The organism is Streptomyces sp. RLA012 (assembly GCF_056270325.1).
The window spans coordinates 7469645-7493029 of sequence record NZ_JBWDPA010000002.1; the positions used below are offsets into that span (position 1 = coordinate 7469645).

Sequence of the window (23385 nt, forward strand, 5' to 3'; positions counted from 1 at the left end):
ACCCGTGGGTTGAGGGCGGAATCCACCCTCTGCTCCACCCTGGAGCCGAGGCGGTGCCGCGTCGTGAAAGGCAAGCTCAGGGGCATGACGACGACCGATTACCTCATCTCCGCGACCCTTGTCCTCCTCGTTGTCCCGCAGATCCGAGGCATCCGGCAGACACTGCACAGCACGCTGCTGCCGATCGCGGCCGTCGCCGGCGCGGCCGCCTACTACCTGAAGTCCTTCCCGACCCAGGGGCACGACCTCCGGCTCGATGTCGTCTGTGGCGTCGTAGGCGCGGCCCTGGGCGTCGCCTGCGGCGCGGCCACCCGGCTGAGCCGCGCCTCGGACGGGGTCGCGTTCGCCCGCGCCGGGGCACTCGCCGCGCTCCTGTGGATCGTCGGCATGGCCTCGCGCTTCGGATTCGAGTACTGGGTCGATCACGGCGGCTCCGGCAGTGTGGCGCGGTTCAGCCGCGACAACCTGATCACCGGTTCCGATGCCTGGACCGCCGCGCTGCTGCTGATGGCGCTGGCACAGGTCCTGGGCCGGCTCGCCGTGATACGCGTCAGGGCGAGCCGGGTCGCCATGGCGGTCTGAGGGACCGGGCGCCCGTGCCGACCAGCGACTCGCTGCTGGCCAACCTGGCGGGCATGCGCATGACCCGTCGTGACCCGGCCCTCCCCGAGATCGCGGCCACCGCCGCCTTCCTCGCCTCCGACCATGCGGGCGGCATCACCGGCACCTTCGTCAACGTCACCGGCGGGATGTTCCCGGGCTAGGGCCACCGGGCCCGCGCGTTGATGTGAAGAAGGGGCGCCCGGCACAATGCCGGGCGCCCCCACTCACGTACCGCCGACTGCTGCTAGGACGCCGCCGCGTCCGCCGCCTGGGCCTTCAGCGCGCGTTCGACCCCGGAGCGGGACTCCGAGATCAGCCGCCGCAGGGCCGGGGTGGGCTCGGCGGAGGCCAGCCACGCGTCCGTCCGGGCGAGGGTCTCCGGGGAGACCTGGATCGACGGGTAGAGACCGATCACGATCTGCTGGGCGATCTCGTGCGAACGGGAGTCCCAGATGTCCTTGACCACGGAGAAGTACTTGTCCGTGTACGGGGCGAGCAGCTCACGCTGGTCGGTCTGCACGAAGCCGCTGATCACCGCTTCCTGTACGGCGTTGGGGAGCTTGTCGGACTCGATGACCGAGGCCCACGCCTCCGTCTTCGCCTCCTCGGTGGGACGCGCCGCACGGGCCGTGTCCGCGTGCCGCTCACCCGCCGCCGTCTTGTCGCGCTCGGCCTCGGCGGAGATCTCCGCCTCGTCGTAGCGCCCGACCGCCGCGAGCCGCTCCACGAACGTCCAGCGCAGCTCGGTGTCGACGGCGAGGCCCTCGATGCTCTCCCGGTCCTCCAGCAGGCCCTCCAGGAGGTCCAGCTGCTCCGGCGTACGGGCGGTCGCGGCGAAGGCGCGCGCCCAGGCGAGCTGGTGGTCGCCGGCGGACTCGGCCGCGCGCAGGTGTGCGAGCGTCGCGTCGGTCCAGCGGGTCAGCAGCGCCTCGCGGGCCGTCGGGTCGGCGTACAGCTCGATCGCCAGCTTCACCTGGCGCTGCAGCGACTGCACCACGCCGATGTCGGACTCCTTGCCGATGCCCGACAGGACGAGGGAGAGGTAGTCGCGGGTGGCGAGCTCCCCGTCGCGGGTCATGTCCCAGGCCGAGGCCCAGCACAGGGCGCGCGGCAGGGAGGACTCGAAGTCGCCGAGGTGCTCGGTGACGAAGGCGAGCGAGTCCTCGTCGAGGCGGACCTTGGCGTACGACAGGTCGTCGTCGTTGAGCAGGAAGACGGCCGGGCGGCGCTTGCCGATCAGCTCCGGCACGGCGGTCAGCTCACCGTCGACGTCCAGCTCGATGCGCTCCTCGCGCAGCAGCTTGCCGCTGTCGTCGTCGAGGTCGTAGAGGCCGATCGCGATGCGGTGCGGCCGGAGGGTCGGCTCGCCCTTCGCACCCGCCGGGAGCGCCGGAGCCTCCTGGCGGATCGCGAAGGAGGTGATGACACCGTTCGCGTCGGTCTCGACCTCCGGGCGCAGGATGTTGATGCCGGCGGTCTGGAGCCACTTCTCCGACCAGTTCTTCAGGTCGCGCCCGGAGGTCTCCTCCAGGGCGCCCAGCAGATCGCTGAGGCGCGTGTTGCCGTACGCGTGCCGCTTGAAGTACGCCTGCACGCCCTTGAAGAACTCGTCCATGCCGACGTAGGCGACGAGCTGCTTCAACACGCTCGCCCCCTTCGCGTAAGTGATGCCGTCGAAGTTGACGAGGACGTCGTCCAGGTCGTTGATCTCGGCCATGATCGGGTGGGTGGAGGGCAGCTGGTCCTGCCGGTACGCCCACGTCTTCATGGAGTTGGCGAAGGTGGTCCAGGAGTGCGGCCAGCGGGAGCCGGGGGCGTACGCCTGGCAGGCGATGGAGGTGTACGTCGCGAACGACTCGTTCAGCCAGAGGTCGTTCCACCACTCCATGGTCACGAGGTCGCCGAACCACATGTGGGCGAGCTCGTGCAGGATGGTCTCGGCGCGCACCTCGTACGCGGCGTCGGTGACCTTGGACCGGAACACGTACTGGTCGCGGATCGTGACGGCACCCGCGTTCTCCATCGCGCCGGCGTTGAACTCCGGCACGAAGAGCTGGTCGTACTTCTTGAACGGGTACGCGTAGTCGAACTTCTCCTGGAACCAGTCGAAGCCCTGCCGGGTGACCTCGAAGATCGCGTCCGAGTCGAGGAACTCGGCGAGCGAGGGCCGACAGTAGATGCCGAGCGGAACGCTCTGCCCGTCCTTCTCGTACACGCTGTGGACGGAGTGGTACGGCCCGACGATCAGCGCGGTGATGTACGTGGAGATCCGCGGTGTCGGCTCGAAGACCCAGGTGTCGTCCTTGGGCTCGGGCGTCGGCGAGTTGGAGATGACGGTCCAGCCGGTGGGCGCCTTCACGGTGAACTGGAAGGTGGCCTTGAGGTCGGGCTGTTCGAAGGACGCGAAGACGCGGCGGGCGTCCGGGACCTCGAACTGGGTGTACAGGTAGGCCTGCTGGTCGACCGGGTCGACGAAACGGTGCAGACCCTCGCCGGTGTTGGTGTACGCGCAGTCCGCGACGACCCGCAGGACGTTGTGGCCCTGGAGCAGCCCCGGGAGGGCGATCCGCGAGTCCTTGAAGACCTCGGCGGGGTCGAGGGCGTCCCCGTTCAGAGTCACCTCGTGAACGGTCGGAGCCACCAGGTCGATGAAGGTCTCCGTGCCGCTCTCCGAGACACTCTCCGCGACGTCGAAGCGCACTGTGGTCACGGACCTGTAGGTGCCGCCCTCCTGCGCGCCCGAGAGGTCGAGATCGATCTCGTACGAGTCAACGGTGAGCAGCTTTGCCCGCTGCTGAGCCTCTTCGCGGGTCAGGTTTGTGCCAGGCACGCGGTCATCTCCTCGTTATGTGACGGTTGCGCCATCCTTCCATGGGACCTGCACGGATGCGATGTCCGTTCCCCACGACCGATTCCTCGCCTCCGCCGCCCCTACCCGTCCCCTCCCGTACCTGGGGGCTCCGCCCCCAGACCCCCGTTCGGCCTGAACGGCCTCGTCCTCAATCGCCGGACGGGCTGAGTGGTGCCGCCCCGCACTGACAACAGAGCCCCAGCGCGGCAAACCCCGCACCGAGCCCCCACCACACCGACAGCCACCCGAACGACTCCGGACACGCAGAGACTCCGGACACGCAGAGAATCCGGACACGCAGAGAATCCGGGGCGCAGCCCCGCCCTCAGGGGCGCGGGGAACGGCGTGACGAGCCCCCACCGGCCCGCAGTCGAGCGGCTTCGGGTGGGTGGGGGCGGCGGGGCGTAGCCCCGGTTTCAGGGGCGCGGGGAACTGCGCGATCGGCCCCCACCGGCCCGCAGTCGAGCGATATGGGGTGGGTGGGGGTTCGGGGCGTAGCCCCGGCTTGAGGGGCGCGGGGAACGGCGCGACGAGCCCCCACCGGCCGGTAGTCGAGCGATATGGGGTGGGTGGGGGCCGCGGCGGGGCGTAGCCCCGGTTTTGGGGGCGTGGTGGACCGGTGCGGTCGCGCGGGTGTCAGCCCTTGAGTTCGGTCGCCACCAGTTCCGCGATCTGGATCGCGTTCAGCGCCGCACCCTTGCGAAGGTTGTCGTTGGAGACGAAGAGCGCGAGACCGTGCTCGACGGTCTCGTCGGCACGGATACGGCCGACGTACGACGCGTCCTGACCGGCGGCCTGGAGGGGAGTCGGGATGTCGGAGAGGGCGACGCCCGGCGCGCCGGCGAGCAGCTCGGTGGCGCGTTCGACGGAGATCGGACGCGCGAAGCGGGCGTTCACCTGGAGGGAGTGCCCGGAGAAGACCGGAACGCGTACGCACGTGCCGGAGACCTTGAGCGCGGGGATCTCCAGGATCTTGCGGGACTCGTTGCGGAGCTTCTGCTCCTCGTCCGTCTCGTGGAGACCGTCGTCGACGACCGACCCGGCGAGCGGGATCACGTTGAAGGCGATGGGGCGCTTGTAGACGTGCGGCTCGGGGAAGTCGACCGCCGCACCGTCGTGGGTCAGCCTGTCGGCGTCGGCGACGACCTTGAGCGCCTGGCCGTGCAGCTCGGCCACGCCCGCCAGCCCGGAGCCGGACACCGCCTGGTACGTCGCGACGACCAGCGCCTCCAGACCCGCCTCCTCGTGCAGCGGCTTCAACGCCGGCATCGCGGCCATCGTCGTGCAGTTCGGGTTGGCGATGATGCCCTTGGGGCGGTCGGCGATCGCGTGCGGGTTCACCTCGGAGACCACCAGGGGGACGTCCGGGTCCTTGCGCCAGGCGGAGGAGTTGTCGATCACCACGGCGCCCTGCGCGGCGACCTTCTCGGCCAGCGCCCTGGAGGTGGCGCCGCCCGCGGAGAAGAGCACGATGTCCAGGCCGGAGTAGTCGGCCGTGGCCGAGTCCTCCACCGTCACGCCGTCCAGCACCGTCCCGGCCGAACGCGCCGAGGCGAACAGCCGCAGTTCCTCAACGGGAAAGTTCCGCTCGACGAGGATCCTGCGCATGACCGTGCCGACCTGACCGGTGGCTCCGACGATTCCGACCCTCACGGCGACTCCCTTTGCGTACGTTTTACGTGGTCCAGCGCTTCCATCATGCGTCTGACCCGTGCCCACGTGTCCAATCCTTTGCCGGCGGCGCCCGAGGAGTGGGACACGGGGACCGTTCGGCGGCCGAAAGAAAACCGTCCGCCCACCGCCCGGCACCGCAAGCCGTACGGCGCGCGCGTCCTCGGGGCCCCGGCCCGGTGTGACGTACGACTCCGTGGAATTCGGCCGAACGTTTTGGCCCGCACCGGCGTCGTAGAGGAAACGCGGGAGGGGAGGGGTGGCCGTGCTGCGCAGAAAGGCACGCCGTGCCCAGGGGGTGGACGACCCGCTGGACGCGGCCCAGGAACGCCGGGTGCGGGCGGTCCTCGCGCTCGGCGGCGTACCGCAGGCGGACCTGCCGGACGGGGTGCAGCAGGTCCGCCTGCGGTTGCTGGAGCGCGCGGCGAAGGGGGACGAGGCGCCGCGTGACGTGTCCGCCTGGGTGGCGGTGGTCGCCTCGAACCTGGCGATGGACTGGCACCGGGCCAAGCGCCGCCAGGAACGGCTCGGTGAGCGCCTCGCCGCGCTGCGGCAGCCGGCGCACGACGGTGACGAGGACTCCAGCGTGCTCTCGCTCGCCGTGGCGCAGGGGCTGGACGAGCTGCCCGACGCCCATCGCCAGGTCCTCGTCCTGCGTTTCTACGCCGATCTGTCCGTGCGCGGGATAGCCGAGGAGCTCGACATCCCGGAGGGCACGGTCAAGAGCAGGCTGCACTCGGCGGTCCGCGCCCTGCGCGCCCGCCTGCACGAGGACGAGGTGGTGTGACATGGCCGAGTACGAAGGCAGTGCGGCAGCGGACGCGCTGTGGGCCGCGATCACCGACGAACCGCTGCCCGAAGGGGCCCACGACGACCCGGAGTTCCTGGCGGAGCACCGGTCGGCGACGGCGGACGTGGCACTGCTGCGGGAACAACTGGGCCTGATCGGGGCGGCGTTGGCGGAGGACGAGACCTCGGTGACGGCGGGTACGGGCGAAGGGACCCAGACGCGCCCCTCAGCTGTGTCCCCGTCCGCGTCCGCCTCCCCGTCCTCGTCTCTGCCCTCGCCCCGGGCCCGTGGCACCCGTCGCCCACCGGGGGCCGCCAAGCGGCGCACCCGGCATCCCGGCGCCCTCGCCGTCACCCTCGGCACCCTTGCCGCGACCGCCGTCGCCACGCTGGTCGTCGGCATGGGCTGGCTGCTCGCGCAGGGCGGGGACGGCGCGATGGGCGCGTCGGACAGCAGCGGGGCCAAGGCGGTGAGCAGTGGAAGCCCGGACGGGAGCGCGAACGCGAGCACGGGCGCGAGTACGGGCGCGGGCGACAGCACGGGTGACAGCGCCTCGCTCAGCGCCCCGGGCTATCTCGCCTGCACCCGGCTCGTCGCCGAGGGCACGGTCGCCGAGGTCGAGCAGGTCCCCGGCACCGGACAGGACCGGATCACCCTCGACGTGGACCGCTACTACAAGCCGGACAAGGGCAAGGCCGAGATCGCGTTCGTGACGGACGCGGACGCGGACCCGCGGCTGCACCGGGGCGACCACGTCCTGATCGGAATCCCGCTCCATGGCGAGTCCGCCGTTGTCCAGGCCGTCGGCGAGAAGGACATCGCCCGCGAACGGGCCTGGATCACCGAGGCGTTGCCCGCATCGCGCGGCCTGCGCTGCGAGGAGTCCGGCTGACCGGCGATGCGTGCGACCTCCGGCATCGCGTCCTGTGCTCACTCGTAGCTTTACGTGGCTGTTCTCGGAGGGAGGGAGGGAGGGCGGCTCACAGCAAAGGCGGGTGCCCGTATGGACACCCGCCCCGCCGGGAACCGGTCAGTTTCGTGAACCTGACCGGTTCGTGAACCTGACCGGTTCGTGAATCGATCAGGTCGCTACGGCGTGACCTTCTCGATCTTCACGCTGCCGAGGCCCGCGACCGTGCCGCGGGCGTTCACCAGCTGGACCTGTCCGAAGAACTCGCGTCCCTCGGGGGCCGGGGCCGCCGCGGTGACCGAGCCGGACACCGTGGCCGAGGCACCGGTGCCGAGCTTGACCGGCGTGGTGTCGTCGACCGTGACCGTGCCGAGCGCGGAGGAGAAGAACACGTCCTGGTAGTCGTACGCCGTCGAGCCCGACGGGACCGAGTAGCCCGCGACCTCGATGGTGTACGTACCGGCGGCGGGGGTGGCGATGGAGACCGCCTCCTCCGAGTCGCCGTCCGCGGACTGTCCGACGACCTGACCGGCGGCGTTGTACACCGTCAGATCCAGGTCGGCGGCCGTGTCGGAGACGTTGCCGATGGCGACGTCGAGGGACTTGGCGCCCGCGGGCACGTCCACGGTCGTGGTCTGCGTGGCGGCGTCGGCGATGGTCGGCCGCGCGTTCTTGGAGGAACCGAGCGGGCCGCCCTGCAGCTTGCCGTCGATCGCGGCGAAGTTGTTCGTCACCTTCCAGGAGGCGGAGACCGGGGTGCCGACCTTGGCCTCGGGGACCGTCACGACGGCCGGGTCGAAGGCCGCGCCGAGCACGGTGGCGTCCAGCTTGTACGGGTTGTCGAGCAGCGGCGACGTACGGCGCGCCTCGACCTCGACCTCCCAGACACCGGCCTGCGGGTCCGCGTACGACCGTACGTCGGGCCGGCAGCCGTTGGTGTTGGGGTAGTTGCTGTAGCAGTACGGCGTGCCGGTGTCCTCGACCGGAACACCGTACGGGTGGATGGAGATGAACCGGGTCTGGCTCAGGTCCTTCAGCCCGCCGATCGCGACCTCCAGCGACGTGGCGCCCTCGGGCACGGTCAGGAAGTACGACTGCGTGCTGTTGCGCTGCACCGAACTCGACTTGGAGAACGTGTACTTGACCGGCGTGGAGACCACGACCGTCGTCAGGATCTGCTTGTCGATGCCCTCGGTCCTCGGGTCGTCGAGTTCGAGGATCGCGCTCTTGATACCGGCCGAGGAGGCCTTCGCGGCGACCTTGACGGTGACCGGCTTGTTCAGTTCGAGCTTGACCTCGTCGGAGCCGACGATCTTGAAGGTGTCACCGGCGTTGTTCTCGAAGTGCAGCTCGTGGCGGATCGCCCTGGCCGGACCGGACGTACGGGTGACCGTGATCTCGTACGACTTCTTCACGCCGACCTTGAGGCCGCCCTCGCGGTCGTAGAGGCCGGTGCCGAAGCCCGGGGTCTTGAGCGCAAAGTCGATCGCGGTGTCGACCGGTGCCTTCACCGTGTAGTCGTGGGCGGTTGCGTCGTCCTTGATGGACTTCCACGCGTCCACGATGTTGATGAGGCCCGCACCCTCCTCGTACGCCTGGACGCCCTTGATGTGGTCGGCGGTCGAGGTGAGGGCCGTGCGCAGGGTGGCGGGCGTCAGGTCGATGCCCTTCTGCTCGGCGGCGGACAGCAGCAGCGCGCTCGCGCCCGCGGCCTGCGGAGAGGCCATCGAGGTGCCCTGGAGCATCGAGTAGCCGGCCGGGAGGGCGTAGCCCGCCTGGGCGACCGGGGCGCCCGGCAGCCAGGTCTGGGTGCTGTTGATCGCGGCGCCGGGCGCGGTCAGCGTCGGCGTGAAGCCGCCGTCCTCACGCGGACCGCGCGAGGAGAACGGCATCATCGCGTACTTCTTCTCCACGCCCGAGCCGTAGTTGGCGGCCCAGGTCTCCTTGGAGATGGACGCGCCGACCGAGATGACCTTGTCGGCCAGACCGGGGTCGCCGATGGTGTTGGCGCCGGGGCCGGAGTTGCCCGCGGAGATCACCAGCTGGACGCCGTAGGTGTCGATGAGACGCGTGTAGAGCTCGGCGCGCGCGTTGTTGCCGTCGTTGAGGGCCGGCAGACCGCCGATCGACATGTTGACGATGTCGACGCCGCGGTTGACGACGAGGTCGATCATGCCCTCGGTGAGCGCGACGTTGGTGCAGCTGGGGCCGAAGACGCAGGCGCGTGACGAGACGATCTTTGCGCCCGGGGCCGCGCCGTTCATCTTGCCGCCGAACAGGCTGTTCGCGGAGGTGATGCCGGCGACGTGCGTGCCGTGCTCGCTGGAGATGATGCCGATGTTGACGTAGTCGGCCTTGGCGCCATCTGCGTTGTAGACGACGTCCTTGCGGATCTCGACGACGAACGGGATGCGCTCGACGACGTCCGTCGACGGGTCGTCCTTGCCGAAGTAGCCGATCTGGAAGCCGTCCTTGTACGGCTTCATGGCCTCGTCGTCGGTGAAGTCGAGGTTGTCGTTGGCGTCGACGCGCACGGTGCCGGAGGCCGGGTCGTACAACACGCCCCAGACGTCGGTGGTGTCACCGTCCCGGTTCAGGTCGCCCTTCTCGTCGCCGCCGGTAGTGTCGGCCTCGTACATGTAGTTGAACTTGTAGCTGCCCTCGGGAGCCTTGAACGTCTCGGTGCCCTCGCTGGCTGTGGTGATGGAGAATGCCGGACCCGAGACCGACTTGGTCATCCGCCGCCAGCTGCCGTCGCCGTCGGAGACCGGGTCGGTGGAGGTAACCCAGTCGACGATCTTGCGCTCGCCGGTGGTGGTCTTCTGCAGCGCCGGGTGACCCAGGTCCACGCCGGAGTCGAGGATGCCGATGGTGACGCCCCGGCCGTCCGCCTTCGGGTTCTTCTTCACGAAGTCGACGGCGCCCGTCTCGAAGGACGGGTTGTACGGGTTCTCGGCGGGGGTGTTCTTGTCCGGAGCCGAGTAAGTGCTCGTGGTCTTCCCGCTGCCTGCGCTCTTGGCGGTGTCCGCGCTCGGCGTCGGGTCGTCCAGCGCGATCTCCTGGCGCAGGTCGATGCCGTGCACGGAGGAGAGCTTCGCGGCGGCGGCGATGGCCGCGTCGGCCTGCGCTGTCGGGACGGTGGCGCGGACGTAGCCGACCTTGTCGAAGGTCCGGCCGACGATACCGCCCTTCACCGCGTCCATCTCCCGAGCGACCTGCTCGGTCTGCCCCGGTGCGGTGGCGATCATCATCGTGACGTTCTTCGTGCCGTCGGCCTTGGCCTCGGTGAGGAGGTCCGCGTCGTCCGAACCGAGCTTGGCGCTCGCGGACTTGGTGCCCGGGTCGGGTGCGGTGGGTGCCTGGTCCGCGGAGAAGGCCATGGGTATCGGCCCGGCCGCGGAGAGCGCGGCCACCAGGCCTGCGGCCACGGCGATGCGGGCCACGCGTCTCGCGCCCGATATCGGAGCGCGCTGAGGGTCGGTCATCAGCATCCCTTGTAGGTAAAGGAACGAGCGTGGAGTGACCGGTCCCGACGTTCCTACGGGACGCGATCACGTCAGTCCGGTATGTGGACCCGGATGACCGCTCAGCTTTACCCAAGGGACAGTTGTTTGGGGAGAGTTGACCGGGGCGAGATGAAGCCATGGCGTACTTCCGCCATACGTCACGCCGGTCATAGCAGGCGATGGCGGGACATGGTCAACCACAGCCCGCCCGCCCCTGGCCCGCTCAGGCCTCCCGCGTGCGCGTGTAGTGGCGGGACGCCTTCGCCCGGTTACGGCGGGCCGCCATCGAGCACCGGCGGCGGGTGCCCTGCCATGAACACCGTGTCGTAACGTCTGGGCATGCCCAAGGAGTTGAGGGTGGCGGCCTACGCCGTATGTGTGCGGGACGGCCGGATGCTGCTGGCCCGCTGGGTCGCGGGCGACGGACGCAAGCGATGGACCCTGCCCGGCGGCGGCATGGACCATGGCGAGGACCCCTACGACACCGTCGTCCGTGAGGTCGAGGAGGAGACGGGGTACACCGTGGAGCCGGTCGCGCTGCTGGGCGTCGAATCCGAACTGCGCTCGCACCCGCGCCGGCTCGGCCCGCCCACCGACTTCCACGCCCTGCGGATCGTCTACGAGGCCCACATCACCGGCGGCGAGCTGCGCCACGAGACGGACGGCTCCACCGACATGGCGGCCTGGTACCCCCTCGACGAGGTGCCCGCGCTCGACCGGGTGGGGATGGTGGACATGGCTCTGGAGCTGTGGCGGGAGCGACCGCCTCTCGGACGCCCGCGAAGGGACGGGGCCGGGAACTAGGTTCCATACCCCGGAAAATGAACGGGGAGTGACCGCATCCGGGCCGTTCGGAGAGGCCTCAAGGACGCGCAGGGTGGTCCAAGATCCACGTACGGTGATCGGCGTCGGCAGTTGCCGCCTCGTTAACGTCCAGGTCACCCCCAGTGCCAACGATCCAGTATGAGCGGGGAGTTACCGCAACGAGCCCCCCGTGACCACTGCCGACGCGTTCGCACTCGGGGAGACCGCGCCATGTCGCGCATACGCTCTGTCGCCACTTCCGCTGCCATGAACCGCCGTACCCTGCTCGCCGCCACCGGGGCGGTGGGCCTCTCCGCGGGCATCGGCTACGCCCTGCGGCCCGACTCCGAGGCGCACGCCGCCACCACGGGCGAGGGCGAGGCACCCATCGCGGTGTCCCTCCCCCACTCTCGGCTTCGCTCGAGCGGGGGGACCCCCATGGCACCCGCCGCCGCCCTCTCTCCGTACGTGCGTGGCACCACCCTGGAGAGCGTGGCCGCGCCGCGCTCCGGCTCGGGCGGCTACCGGCGGCTCGGCGACGGCCCCGCCTGGAAGCGGGTCGTACGCGGGGAGCTGGCCGCGGCCAAGTCCGGGCGGGCCGACCGGCGCACCGCGCTCGCCTCGTTCGTGCAGTTCACCGACCTGCACCTGATCGACGCCCAGCACCCGCTGCGGCTCGAATACCTGCGCAGCGGCGCCGTGAACGCCTGGCGTCCGCACGAGACGCTGACCGTCGCGGGCGCCGTCTCCCTCGTCGAGCGGGTCAACGCGCTGCGCGGAGCCCCCGTCACCGGTTCCCCGCTGCACTTCGTCATGACCACCGGCGACAACACGGACAACAACTCCAAGACGGAGCTGGACTGGTTCCTGAAGGTCATGAGCGGCGGCCGGATCAGCCCCAACAGCGGCGACCCGCGCCACTACGAGGGCGTCCAGAACAGCGGCCTCAAGCTGTACTGGCAGCCGGACGCCGCCCTGCGCGACGCCGACAAGCAGCTCGGCTTCCCGCAGCTGCACGGCTTCCTCGCGGCCGCCATCCGTGAACTGCGCAGCCCCGGCCTCGGTCTGCCCTGGTACTCCACGGTCGGCAACCACGACGCGCTGCCGCTGGGCTGCTACCGGCACGGCGACTCCTTCCTCACCGAGTTCGCCGTCGGCGGCAAGAAGCTGATGACGCTGCCCGCCTCGGCGAGCGTCGCCCTGCGCGCCGCCATCAAGAACGACAAGGACCCCAAGGGCCTCCAGCTCAGGGATCTGCTCAAGGCGCATGCGCGGCAACTGCGCTCGGTCACCCCGGACGAGTCGCGCGCCCCCTTCACGCCCGCCGAGTACCTCAAGGCGCACCTCGACCCCGCGCACACCGGCCCCGGCCCGGTCGGCCACGGCTACTCGGCGGCCAACCTCGCCGCGAACACCCAGTACTACGCGTTCCGGATCTCCGACGACATCATCGGCATCAGCATCGACACCACCGACCCGGGCGGCCACTACATGGGCTCCATCGGGACGACCCAGCTGCGCTGGCTGGACAAGACGCTGAGCGACAACAAGGACTCGTACGCCATCGTCTTCAGCCACCACACCAGCAAGTCGATGACCAACCGCCGCGCCGACCCCGCGCACCCGAGCGAGCAGCGCCACGGCGGCGAAGAGGTGGTCTCCACCCTCGCCAACCACCGCAACGTGCTGGCCTGGGTGAACGGCCACACCCACAAGAACGAGATCATCGCGCACTCCGCGCCGGGCAACGGCTCCTTCTGGGAGATCAACACCGCCTCGCACGTCGACTTCCCGCACCTCGCCCGCATCATCGAGGTCGTCGACAACAAGGACGGCACGCTCTCCCTCTTCACCACCCTCATCGAGTCCGCGGCCCCGCACCGCACGGACTTCTCCGACCTCAGCCAGACGGGCCTGGCGGCCCTGTACCGCGAGCTCGCCTTCAACTCCCCGGGCCGGACCGACGTGCTGAGCGGGGCGCCGAAGGACCGCAACACGGAGCTTGTACTGAAGAAGGGATGAGGAAGCCCGAAGAAGGGCTTGTCAGTACGTACGGGACTGGTGGTGACGGCGACGGCGGGCGACACCGGCGGCACGTGGTCGGCGACATCGGGCGTGGGCAACGTACAGACGCATGCGCCGCGCGGCCGACCACTACCGCGTCGGCAGCATCACGAAGACCTTCATCTCCACCGTCCTGCTGCAACTGGAGGCGGAGGGACGGCTGTCGCTGGACGACAAGGTGGAGAAGTGGCTCCCGGGAGTGGTCCGGGGCCACGGTCACGACGGCCGCCGGATCACCGTCCGCCGGCTCCTCAACCACACCAGCGGCATCTTCGACTACACGGCGGACGGGGACTTCGTCCGCACGTACTTCCTGAAGGACGGCTTCCTCGTACACCGCTACGACACGAAGACGCCCGAGCAGCTCGTGGCCATCGCCATGGCCCACCAGCCGCTCTTCGCCCCGGGCACGTCCTGGCGCTACTCCAACACCAACTACGTCCTGGCCGGCATGGTGATCGGGAAGGTCACCGGCCACTCGTACGCGTCGGAGATCCGCCATCGCGTCATCGCCCCGCTGGGCCTGCGCGCCACGTCCGTGCCCGGCACCGGCGTGACGCTCCCGCGGCCCAGTAGCCGCGCGTACTCCAAACTGGCGGAGACGACGACGGGCCCCACGTACGACGTGACGGAACTGAACCCGTCCCTGGCGTCCTCGGCCGGCGAGATGATCTCCGACTCCGCCGACCTCAACCGCTTCTACACGGCCCTGCTGGGCGGCCGGTTGCTTCCGCCCCGGCAGCTGAAGGAGATGAAGACCACCGTGCGGGCCGACGGGATCCCGGGCGCCCGCTACGGCCTCGGTCTGATCGACCGCAAGCTCAGCTGCGGCGTCCACGTCTGGGGCCACGACGGCGGCATCCACGGCTCGACGTCCTCCGCCGTGACCACGGCGGACGGCCGCCACTCCCTCTCCTTCAACTTCGACGGGGACTGGTCGGGGGACAGCGGCGCGGTGATCGAGGGGGAGTTCTGCGGCAAGTAGCTCACATCACCGCGGGCTCCACTCGCCGTCGCCCAGTACGAGGTCGGGGTCGAACATGACGATCACGGCGGCGATCAGCAGGACGGCAAGGGGTCCGGCGAGCATCTGGAGCAGGAACGACACCAGATCGGCGGACGACTGAGCGGCCGAAACCTGGTCGGTGACGTGCACCGAGACGGCGGCCATACCGGTGTAGTGCATGCCGGTCACGGCCACACCCATGACGAGGCTCGCACCCAGGCTCGACCACAGGGTGTGAATGGAGACGGCCGCCCACAGGGCCGCGGTGGCGGCGGCGACGGCGATCAGCACGGACAGCGCCACCGTCAGCACGTCGTAGTGCAGGGTCCCGTGTGTACGGATGGCGGCCATGCCCATGTAGTGCATGGCCGCCACGCCCAGGCCGGTGACGACACCCGCCACGCCCAGGTTCAGCGGCGCGGCACCCCGGTAGCCGACGAGGAAGACTCCCACGGCGACGACCGCGATCGCGACGCCGAGGCTGAGCAGGGTCATCACCCGGTCGTAGCTCACCGGCGCGCCCTCGACGCTGAAACCGATCATGCCGATGAAGTGCATGGTCCAGATGCCGCAGCCGATGGACACCGCGCCCAGCGTCAGCCAGCCGGCTCTGCGTCTGATGTGCGTGCGCCGCAGCGCCCGTGTCGTGCACCGCAGCCCGAGGGCCGCTCCCAGGCAGGCCATCAGGTAGGCCGCGATCGGTGTTATGGCCCCGTAGTGGAAATCGGAAACGGTGGCGGTCATGGGGGGTGCCCCTTCTCATGCGTGACGGCAGGCAACAGGCAGACAGGCAGGCAGACAGGCAGACGTGGCATACAGGTGGACAGGCAGACAGCGTCGCGGGCGTGGTGCGCCGACGCGGCGGTGTGTGGTGAGTGTTCACACCCGGTTCATCGGAGCTGTGTCGGCCCGGGCGCGGAAACGGTGAGCAGCCCTCCGGTCGGGAGGCTCCTGGGGCACCGTGATGTGTCGCGGAAGAGGCGGCCTGGATCCTGGTGGGGACAGGGTGGTTCCAGCGGTTGGATCAAGCCACCTGGCTGGCTGGTTCGCAATTCAAGCACACTTCGACCACCGTCTTCCCTTCTTCGGACACCTCTCCGAAGAATCGATACTCCACCGGCTCTCCATGCGAAACCGACCATGATCCACTCGGCCGTCCCGCTGTCCGGCGGGCCCGAGGAGTGAGCGGAAGTCGCCTCGACGCCGAGGAGGGGCCGCCGGTGCGCCGGCGACCCCTCCTCTCCCCTCCTGATACCACCCCGGTCCGTCACTACCGGGGCAGCACCACGACATGCGCCGCCGGATCCCGGTCGTTCGACGCCATCAGCGCGGTGCGCAGGACCGTCGCCTGCTGCTCCATCGCGTCGCGCAGCTTCTTGGGCGTGATGTGGACGACCGTGATGCCCAGCCGCTCCAGGTGTTCGCGCTTGCGGGCGTACTCCGACCAGAGGACGTCGTCGCCCTGCCGGTGGCCTTGCCGAAGTCCCTGGCCGTGGCCTTGCCCGTGGCCTTGCCCATGTCCCGGCCGGGACGCGCGGGTGTCCAGCTCGACGGCCACCGCCTGCTCGGGCCAGTACGCGTCGAGGCCGCCCAGGTGGGGGCCGCCCGGCAGCCGCAGGTCCACGTTCCAGACCGGGTCGGGAAGGCCGCACTCCCGCACCATCCGGTACAGGCGGTCCTCCGCGATCGCCCGCCCCTCCGCCAGCAGTGAGTCCACCGCGTCCACCACGTGCGGACGGCTCAGCAACCGCGCGTGCGTCAGTTCCCGTACCACCGAGGCCGGTTCGCAGTGCCCGGCGCGTACCGCCTCGGTCAGCAGCCGGCGCACCGCGCCCGCGTCCGACAGCTCCGCCACCGCGTCGGCGAGGGCACGCGGCACCGGGGCGACCGGGACACCGGTGAGATACGAGGCGGTGGGGAGCGACGGCGTGCGGACGATGTGGGCGCAGCCGTGCGAACGCAGTCGGCGCAGCCGGGGGACCAGGACGTCGATCGTGTCGAGGGAGGCCAGCGGGGGCGCCGAGGCGAACCCGTGCAGGGCCAGCGCCGCCAGGCCCGTGATCTGCGCGTCCGTGTACGGCCGCGGGGCGTGCGGCGCCTCGGCGCCCGGCTGGGCGGGGATGCCGGCCGGCTGCTCCTGGGCGGGGGTGCGGCCGGCGAACAGCAGGACCGCGTGCAGGCGTTCCTCGGAGGTGGGCGGGCCCGGGTGGAGCAGGAAGACGCCGGGGAGGATCTCCTGCCAGGGGCCGCCGGGCCGGCACCGCTCGTTCGCCGCGGCGGCCGTGACGCCGTGGGAGCGCAGCTGGGAGGTGGTCAGGACGCGCCGCCGTGCGTCCGAGAGGTGGCGGAGGGGGCGGGGGGAGAGCGGGGTGTTGTGGTTCATGATCGGGGGTTTTCCGCACCCGATCCGTCCCCTAACCGCTGTTACACGCCCGTCGACAAATCAGGACAAGCCAGCACTAAAGTACGGGCGTTCGACTGCCGAAAGGCGCTGGTCCGGAAGGGGGAAGGGAGGGGTTACGGCTCCGCGTACCTGTATTTCGTAACCACCCCTTCCCCCCCATGTCCACGAGGTCCGGGTGCTAGCCCGCGGCCGCCGTGTCGCAGGCCTGGGCCCGCAGCGCCCGGGCCAGGTCGTCGCGCGCCTCCAGGACCAGTCGGCGCAGGGCCGGTGCCGCGTTCTCGTGGGCGGCGAGCCAGGTGTCCGTCGCGTCCAGGGTCTCCTGGGAGTCCTGGAGGGACGGGAACAGGCCCCTCACCACGTCCATGGCGATCTGGATGGAGCGCTCGGCCCAGACGCGCTCGATGGCGTCGAAGTACTTGGCGGCGTACGGCGCGAGCAACTCCCGCCGGAACGGCTGCGCGAAGCCCGCGATCGTCGCCTCGACGAGCGCGTTGGACAGGGCGTCCGACTCGACGACCTGGGCCCAGGCCTGGTCCTTGACCGCCGCCGAGGGGCGGGCGGCGAGACAGCGCACCTGGTGGCGCTTGCCGGAGGCCGTGTCGTCGCGGGCCAGTTCGGCCGCGAGGGCGGACTCGTCGGCGACGCCGTGCGAGGCCAGCGGTTCCAGGAACGCCCAGCGCAGCTCCTGGTCGACCTCCAGACCGTCGATCTTCGCCGTGCCCTCCAACAGGCCCTGGAGCAGCTGCAGATCGGCCTGCTCGTTCGCGACCGCGGCGAAGAACCGGGCCCAGGTCAGCTGGTGCTGGCTGCCGGGCTCGGCGAGCCGCAGTTCCTTCAGGGCGCCCTGCGCGAGCAGCCGGCCGCCCTCGGCCCGCCAGCCGGGGGCCGTGTAGTGGACGAGCGCCGAGTTCGCCCAGGCGTGCAGCATCTGCAGCACACCGATGTCGGACTCGCGGCCCGCGAACCGCAGCACCAGGCCCACGAAGTCCCGCGCCGGCATCAGCGCGTCCCGGGTGAGGTTCCACAGCGCCGACCAGCACAGGGCACGGGCGAGCGGGTCGGCGATGTCGCCGAGCCGGTCGCGGAGCGTGGCCAGCGAGTTCTCGTCGAAGCGGATCTTGCAGTAGGTGAGGTCGTCGTCGTTGACGAGGACCAGCTCGGGTGCGTCCGCGTCGGCCAGCTCCGTGACCACCGTACGGGGGCCGTCGACATCCACCTCGGCCCGCGCGTACCGCACCAGCGAACCGTCCCCTCCTTGCCGCAGGCCCTCACGCCGGTAGAGACCCACCGCGACGCGGTGCGGGCGCAGTTCGGGGTGCGACTCGGCGGCTTCCTGGAGCACGGACAGCTCGGCGACGCGTCCCTCCGCGTTCAGGATCACCTGCGGGGTCAGGGAGTTCACCCCGGCCGTCTGCAGCCATGCCCGCGACCAGGTCGCCAGATCGCGTCCGCTGGTCTCCTCCAGCGCCGACAGCAGATCGCCGAGGCGCGTGTTGCCGTACGCGTTCCGCTTGAAGTACCGGCGCGCGCCCTCCAGGAAGGCGTCCTGGCCGACGTACGCGACGAGCTGCTTGAGCACGCTCGCCCCCTTCGCGTACGTGATGCCGTCGAAGTTGAGCTTGGCGTCCTGCAGGTCGCGGATGTCGGCGGTGACCGGGTGGGTGGACGGCAGCTGGTCGGCGCGGTACGCCCAGGCCTTGCGGCGGTTGGCGAAGGTGATCCAGCCGTCCTTGAAGCGGGTCGCCCCGACCAGCGCGAACGCACCCATGAAGTCGGCGAAGGACTCCTTGAGCCACAGGTCGTCCCACCACTCCATGGTGACCAGGTCGCCGAACCACATGTGCGCCATCTCGTGCAGGATGACGTTCGCCCGGCCCTCGTACGACGCCTGCGTCACCTTCCCTCGGAAGATGTACTCCTCGCGGAAGGTGACGAGCCCCGGGTTCTCCATCGCACCGAGGTTGTACTCGGGCACGAACGCCTGGTCGTACTTCCCGAAGGGATACGGGAAGTCGAAGTGGTCGTGGAAGAAGTCCAGGCCCTGCTTGGTGACGAGGAAGATGTCGTCGGAGTCGAAGTAGGGGGCCAGGCCCTTGCGGCACATCGCGCCGAGCGGGATCTCCAGCGTCGTACCGTCGTCGAAGGTGCGGGAGTAGCTGTCGGTGACGTAGTGGTACGGGCCCGCCGCGAACGCGGTGATGTACGTCGAGATCGGCTTGGTCTCGGCGAACCTCCACACCCCGTCGGCCGGCTCACCGACGCCGTTGCTCCAGACCGTCCAGCCCTCCGGGGCCCGGACCTCGAAGCGGAAGGGGGCCTTGAGGTCCGGCTGCTCGAAGTTCGCGAAGACGCGCCGGGAGTCGGCGGGCTCGTACTGCGTGTAGAGGTAGATCTCGCCGTCCTCGGGATCGACGAAACGGTGCATGCCCTCGCCGGTGCGGGAGTAGGCGCACTGGGCGTCGACGACCAGCTCGTTGTCGGCCAGGAGGTCTTCGAGCCGGATGCGCGTGCCGTCGAAGACCTCGCCCGGGTCGAGGTCCCTCCCGTTGAGCGACACGGCGGTGACGCTCGGCGCGATCAGATCGGCGAAGCTCGCGGCGCCGGGCTCGGCGCAGCGGAACCGGATCGTGGTCACCGAGCGGAAGGTGCGTGGCTCCGCCTCGATGGGGCCCACGGCGGAGCGCAGGTCGAGGGACACCTCGTACCCGTCCACGGACAGCAGGGCCGCCCGCTCCTGGGCCTCGTCGCGGGACAGGTTCTCACCGGGCACGGGCGGCACTCCCTCTTGGTGTGACGGACTTGGTGTGACGGACTTGGTGTGACGGCTTGGTGTGACGGACACGGCCGAACAGGACCGATCCTGCCATGTGCCCCTGACGCGGGGCACCCGGGAATGAGGCGGGGCACCGGTGGTGTTCCTTTCGGGAAAGAAGACCTTCCGAGGAGAGCCATGCCCGACACCACCTCCACAAAGACCCCCGTCGACTTCTGGTTCGACCCGCTGTGCCCCTGGGCCTGGATGACCTCGCGCTGGGTCCTGGAGGTGGAGAAGGTCCGCGACATCGAGGTCCACTGGCACATCATGAGCCTCGCGGTGCTGAACGAGGACAGGCTCGACCAGCTGCCCGAGGAGTACCGGGAGATGCTCGCCACCCAGGCCTGGAAGCCGATCCGGGTGGTCACCGCCGCCTGGCAGAAGCATGGCGAGGACGTCCTCGGCCCGCTCTACACCGCGCTCGGCACCCGTATCCACAACCAGGGCGAGGGCCCGACCGTCGAGGCGATCGTCGGCGCGCTCGCCGACGTCGGCCTGCCCGCGGACCTGATCGACTACGCCGATCAGGAGGACTTCGAGTTCGACGCCGAGCTGCGCGCCTCCCACAAGGAGGGCATCGACAAGGTCGGCCAGGAGGTCGGCACCCCCGTGATCGCGGTGCCGGGCGCCGACGGCGAGCAGGTCGCCTTCTTCGGCCCGGTCGTCACCCCGGCCCCCAAGGGCGAGGCCGCGGCCAGGCTCTGGGACGGCACGCTGCTGGTCGCCTCGACCCCCGGCTTCTACGAGATCAAGCGCACCCGCACGGCGGGTCCGGACTTCAGCAACCTGTAGGGGGACGAGGAGTCACTCCGGCTCCGGCATCTTCTGTGGCGGGTCGAACGGCTTGACCTGCCACGCATGACGGATGTTGCGGCAGTCGTAGTCGGTGCGGCCGCAGATCCAGTAGTCGTCGACATACGCGCGGGGTCTTTGGAGGTTCGCCAGCTTGCGGATGACCCCACGCTCCCGGTCGTCCCGGGGCGGGCGGTGCGGCTGGTCGGATCTACAGGTGTAACAGGGATACGTCTTTTCCCTCGGCATCCCGCAACGATGCCCCGGAAGCCCGGATACCGTAAGGCCCCGTGAGGTTCCTCCGCACGGGGCCTTCGTCGATCGCCCCGCCCACCGCTCTCTCCTCACCAGGCAAGCGTTTTCCCCCACGCGAGCGCGCCCCGCCCGGGATACTGACGGGTCATGAGTACGCCGAACACCGCCGACGCCCTGAGCCCCGTGCCTCCGGTGAGCACGACCCTGTTGCTGGCCCGGCACGGCCAGACCGTCTGGCACGCCGAGAACCGCTACGCCGGGATGAGTGACGTTCCCCTCACGGACGAGGGCCGCGCCCAGGCGGCGGCCCTCGGCCGCTGGGCCGCCGCGCACCGCGTGGACGCCGTCTGGACGTCGACCCTCTCCCGCACCGTCGCCACGGCCGACCCCGTCTGCCGCGCCCTCGGTCTCACCGCGTATCGCGAACCCGCCCTGCGCGAATGCGACTTCGGCGTGGTGGAGGGCCGTACCCTCGCCGAGTTCGAGGCCGAGAACCCGGCACGGGCGATGGCCTTCCGGGCCGACCCGGTGTCGTACCCCTTCCCGGAGGCGGAGGACCCGCGCACCGCCGCTGCGCGCGGCGCGGGCACCCTGCGCCGTATCGCGGCCGCGCACCACGGCGAACGCGTCCTGGTCGTCGCCCACAACACCCTGCTGAGGCTGGTGCTGTGCTCGCTGCTGGCCATTCCGCTGGGCGAGTACCGCAGGGTCTTTCCGCGGCTGCGCAACGCGGCGGTCACCGAAGTCCGGATGACGGAGGGGACGGCCGCGCTGCTGTCGCTCAATGTGCCGTGCCGGTGAGGCGCCTGCCTGCCCGCACGCAAAGAGGGGAGCCCCCGCGAGTCATGTCCTCGCGGGGGCTCCCCGTTTCTCCGCCTGCCACGTGAAGGGTGAGAAGACGATCACGAGCAGGACGTCTCCCACCTGCCTCAGGGGGTCGGCAGCAACACGTTCGCGCGGGACTTGGCGGCTTCGTGACGCCGGGCCACGTCCTGCCAGTTGACGACCTGCCACATCGCCTCGACGAAGTCGACCTTCTGGTTGCGGTACTGGAGGTAGAAGGCGTGCTCCCAGCCGTCGAAGACGAGGATCGGCACCGAGCCCTGGCCGACATTGCCCTGGTGGTCGTAGACCTGCTCGACGATGAGGCGGTCGCCGAGCGGCTCGTAGGCGAGGACGCCCCAGCCGGAGCCCTGCGTCGTCGCGGCGGCCTTGGTCAACTGGGCCTTGAAGGCGGCGAAGGAGCCGAAGGACTCGGTGATCGCGTCCGCGAGGTCGCCCACTCCGTCGGCGGCCAGCGGCTCACCGCCGCCGTCGCCGGTCATGTTCGTCCAGTAGACGCTGTGCAGGATGTGGCCGGAGAGATGGAACGCGAGGTTCTTCTCCAGACCGTTGATCCCACCCCACTGCTCCTTGTCCCGCGCTTCCGCGAGCTGCTCCAGGGTGTCGTTGGCCCCCTTCACATACGCCGCGTGGTGCTTGTCGTGGTGCAGCTCGATGATCTCGGGGCTGATCACGGGCGCGAGTGCGGCGTAGTCGTACGGCAGCTCAGGGAGCGTGTAGACGGGCATGCGGGTCCCCTCCGGCCTCGTAAGACCTCTTATTGCAACTAACTTGCAATTGCACGCTAGCAACAAAAAGGCCCCCGTGTGTGCCACACGAGGGCCTTTCGGCGTTCCAGGCAGATCCAGGAAGGTCGCGGGAGGTCGCGGGAGGTCGGGGAAGGTCGCGGGAGGTCGGGGAAGGTCAGCGGGCGGCAGCTGCGAGACCGCGATGAAGAACCAGACGACCAGGATCACCGCGCCGATCATGTTCAGCAGCCACGGGAAGACGTCGTCCGGACGCCAGTGGCTGAGGAGGACGCACGCGAAGCCGAAGACCGACGACGCGAGCACGGCGACGCGCGGAACCCCGGCCGAGACCTTGCCGAGGGCCTTCGGACCCTGGCCGCGCTCCACCAGGGGGAAAGGCTGCCCACTATCCGGACACCGGCCGTACGGAGCGTGCGGACCGGGTCACGCCACCGAGGTGTAGTGCGAGGCGTCCCCCTCGATCGAGTAGCTCTCCTTGCCCTCGACACCGACCGGCACGTCACCGGCGACGGTCACCCGGTGCAGGCGGCGCGGCAGACCGTCGTAGTTGTCGATGGCGTAGTGCTGGGTGATCCGGTTGTCGAACAGGACGAGCTGGTTCGGGGACCAGCGGTGGCGCAGGATGTTCTCGGGGCGGGTGACGTACGACTGGAACAGATCGAGCAGCTTGCGGGACTCGCCCACCGACAGCCCGACGATCCGCTGCGCGAACCCGCCGATGAACAGTCCGCGCTCGCCGGTCAGCGGATGGACCCGGACGACGGGGTGGGCGGTGCGGTACGTGATGGAGGTGAACCGGGCGCGCTGGGCGGCCTGTTCCTCGTCGACCTCCTCGTCCGGCACCGCGTAGTCGTAGTCGTTGGTGTGCTCGGCCCACAGGGTGTCGGCGAGCGCGCGCAGCGGGGCGGGCAGATCCCGGTAGGCGGCCGCCGAGTCGGCGATCAGGGTCTCGCCGCCGTACGGCGGGATCGTGATGCTGCGCAGGGTGCTGGCCTGCGGCGGGTTGAGGACGAACGTGACGTCGGTGTGCCAGTGGTTGGCGGCCCGGCCGCGCTCGCTGTCGACGGGCAGCACGTTCGGCAGGCCGTCGACGGAGGGCACGGTGGGGTGGGCGGTGGTGAGGTCGCCGAACCGGCGGGCGACGTCCTGCTGGCCCCGGTCGTCCAGTCCGGCGGCGTCGAAGACCAGGGCCTTGTGCTCGTTGAGAGCGGTGCGCAGGGCGACGACGGTCTCGTCGTCGAGGGGCCGGGTGAGGTCGACGCCGGACACCTCGGCACCGATCCTGCCGGTGACCTTGCGGATCTCGATCTCGGGCATGGGGG

General features: G+C 70.1%; 17 protein-coding genes and 2 pseudogenes. 9 read left to right on the plus strand and 10 right to left on the minus strand.

Annotated features, from left to right (window positions below):
• Positions 1–84: 84 nt before the first annotated feature.
• Complete coding sequence (locus RV986_RS34315; RefSeq protein WP_475921088.1) at positions 85–582, plus strand: hypothetical protein; 498 nt, start codon at positions 85–87, stop codon at positions 580–582.
• Between the two features lie 14 nt (positions 583–596).
• Positions 597–764: an SDR family oxidoreductase gene (locus tag RV986_RS34320; protein WP_475921089.1), complete on the plus strand. Its 168-nt coding sequence runs from the start codon at positions 597–599 to the stop codon at positions 762–764.
• A gap of 83 nt (positions 765–847) precedes the next feature.
• Here RV986_RS34320 and pepN (RV986_RS34325) read toward each other — a convergent pair whose 3' ends face one another.
• Both pepN (RV986_RS34325) and RV986_RS34330 read right to left on the minus strand, forming a co-directional pair.
• Entirely contained in the window at positions 848–3433 is a 2586-nt protein-coding gene (gene pepN / locus RV986_RS34325) for an aminopeptidase N (protein WP_475921090.1), read from the minus strand.
• A 657-nt stretch (positions 3434–4090) separates the two neighbouring features.
• Positions 4091–5107: an aspartate-semialdehyde dehydrogenase gene (locus RV986_RS34330; protein WP_475921091.1), complete on the minus strand. Its 1017-nt coding sequence runs from the start codon at positions 5105–5107 to the stop codon at positions 4091–4093.
• 277 nt (positions 5108–5384) lie between these two features.
• On the opposite strand from RV986_RS34330, the gene RV986_RS34335 reads away from it, so the two are divergent.
• Complete coding sequence (locus tag RV986_RS34335; RefSeq protein ID WP_475921092.1) at positions 5385–5912, plus strand: RNA polymerase sigma factor; 528 nt, start codon at positions 5385–5387, stop codon at positions 5910–5912.
• Between the two features lies 1 nt (position 5913).
• Positions 5914–6807, plus strand: coding sequence for a hypothetical protein (locus RV986_RS34340; RefSeq protein WP_475921093.1), 894 nt, complete (start codon positions 5914–5916; stop codon positions 6805–6807).
• Positions 6808–7004: 197 nt separating this feature from the next.
• Here RV986_RS34340 and RV986_RS34345 read toward each other — a convergent pair whose 3' ends face one another.
• Positions 7005–10310 carry a S8 family serine peptidase gene (locus RV986_RS34345; protein WP_475921094.1) on the minus strand — a complete coding sequence of 1102 codons (3306 nt, stop codon included), beginning with the start codon at positions 10308–10310 and terminating at the stop codon, positions 7005–7007.
• Positions 10311–10670: 360 nt separating this feature from the next.
• On the opposite strand from RV986_RS34345, the gene RV986_RS34350 reads away from it, so the two are divergent.
• The 3 genes and pseudogenes from RV986_RS34350 to RV986_RS34360 form a co-directional block, all read left to right on the plus strand.
• Positions 10671–11135, plus strand: a complete 465-nt coding sequence (locus tag RV986_RS34350; protein ID WP_475921095.1) for an NUDIX hydrolase — start codon at positions 10671–10673, stop codon at positions 11133–11135.
• A gap of 231 nt (positions 11136–11366) precedes the next feature.
• Positions 11367–13157 (plus strand): TIGR03767 family metallophosphoesterase, encoded by a 1791-nt coding sequence (locus tag RV986_RS34355; protein ID WP_475921096.1) that lies wholly within the window; start codon positions 11367–11369, stop codon positions 13155–13157.
• Positions 13158–13199: 42 nt separating this feature from the next.
• Positions 13200–14184, plus strand: a pseudogene (locus RV986_RS34360) (serine hydrolase domain-containing protein); the annotation flags it as partial.
• 6 nt (positions 14185–14190) lie between these two features.
• On the opposite strand, the gene RV986_RS34365 reads toward RV986_RS34360, so the two are convergent.
• The 3 genes from RV986_RS34365 to pepN (RV986_RS34375) form a co-directional block, all read right to left on the minus strand.
• Entirely contained in the window at positions 14191–14949 is a 759-nt protein-coding gene (locus tag RV986_RS34365) for an MHYT domain-containing protein (RefSeq protein WP_475921097.1), read from the minus strand.
• A 526-nt stretch (positions 14950–15475) separates the two neighbouring features.
• Positions 15476–16588, minus strand: a complete 1113-nt coding sequence (locus RV986_RS34370; protein WP_475921098.1) for a hypothetical protein — start codon at positions 16586–16588, stop codon at positions 15476–15478.
• Between the two features lie 199 nt (positions 16589–16787).
• A complete protein-coding gene (gene pepN / locus RV986_RS34375; RefSeq protein ID WP_475921099.1) occupies positions 16788–19379 on the minus strand; it encodes an aminopeptidase N in 2592 nt (863 codons plus the stop codon).
• Positions 19380–19559: 180 nt separating this feature from the next.
• Between pepN (RV986_RS34375) and RV986_RS34380 the strand changes: the two genes are divergently transcribed.
• Entirely contained in the window at positions 19560–20216 is a 657-nt protein-coding gene (locus RV986_RS34380; protein WP_475921100.1) for a mycothiol-dependent nitroreductase Rv2466c family protein, read from the plus strand.
• Positions 20217–20228: 12 nt separating this feature from the next.
• Here the strand turns inward: RV986_RS34380 and RV986_RS34385 are convergent, their stop codons facing one another.
• Positions 20229–20465, minus strand: coding sequence for a hypothetical protein (locus RV986_RS34385; RefSeq protein ID WP_475921101.1), 237 nt, complete (start codon positions 20463–20465; stop codon positions 20229–20231).
• Between the two features lie 153 nt (positions 20466–20618).
• On the opposite strand from RV986_RS34385, the gene RV986_RS34390 reads away from it, so the two are divergent.
• On the plus strand, positions 20619–21272 hold the full coding sequence (locus RV986_RS34390; RefSeq protein WP_475921102.1) for a histidine phosphatase family protein: 654 nt from the start codon (positions 20619–20621) through the stop codon (positions 21270–21272).
• 128 nt (positions 21273–21400) lie between these two features.
• Here RV986_RS34390 and RV986_RS34395 read toward each other — a convergent pair whose 3' ends face one another.
• From RV986_RS34395 to RV986_RS34405, 3 genes and pseudogenes are all read right to left on the minus strand, one after another.
• Positions 21401–22042 (minus strand): superoxide dismutase, encoded by a 642-nt coding sequence (locus tag RV986_RS34395; protein WP_475921103.1) that lies wholly within the window; start codon positions 22040–22042, stop codon positions 21401–21403.
• 186 nt (positions 22043–22228) lie between these two features.
• Positions 22229–22438 (minus strand): annotated as a pseudogene (locus RV986_RS34400) (amino acid transporter); the annotation flags it as partial.
• A gap of 48 nt (positions 22439–22486) precedes the next feature.
• The gene (locus RV986_RS34405) at positions 22487–23380 is read right to left on the minus strand and encodes a TauD/TfdA dioxygenase family protein (RefSeq protein WP_475921104.1); all 894 of its coding nucleotides are present in this window, start codon (positions 23378–23380) and stop codon (positions 22487–22489) included.
• Positions 23381–23385 lie beyond the last annotated feature (5 nt).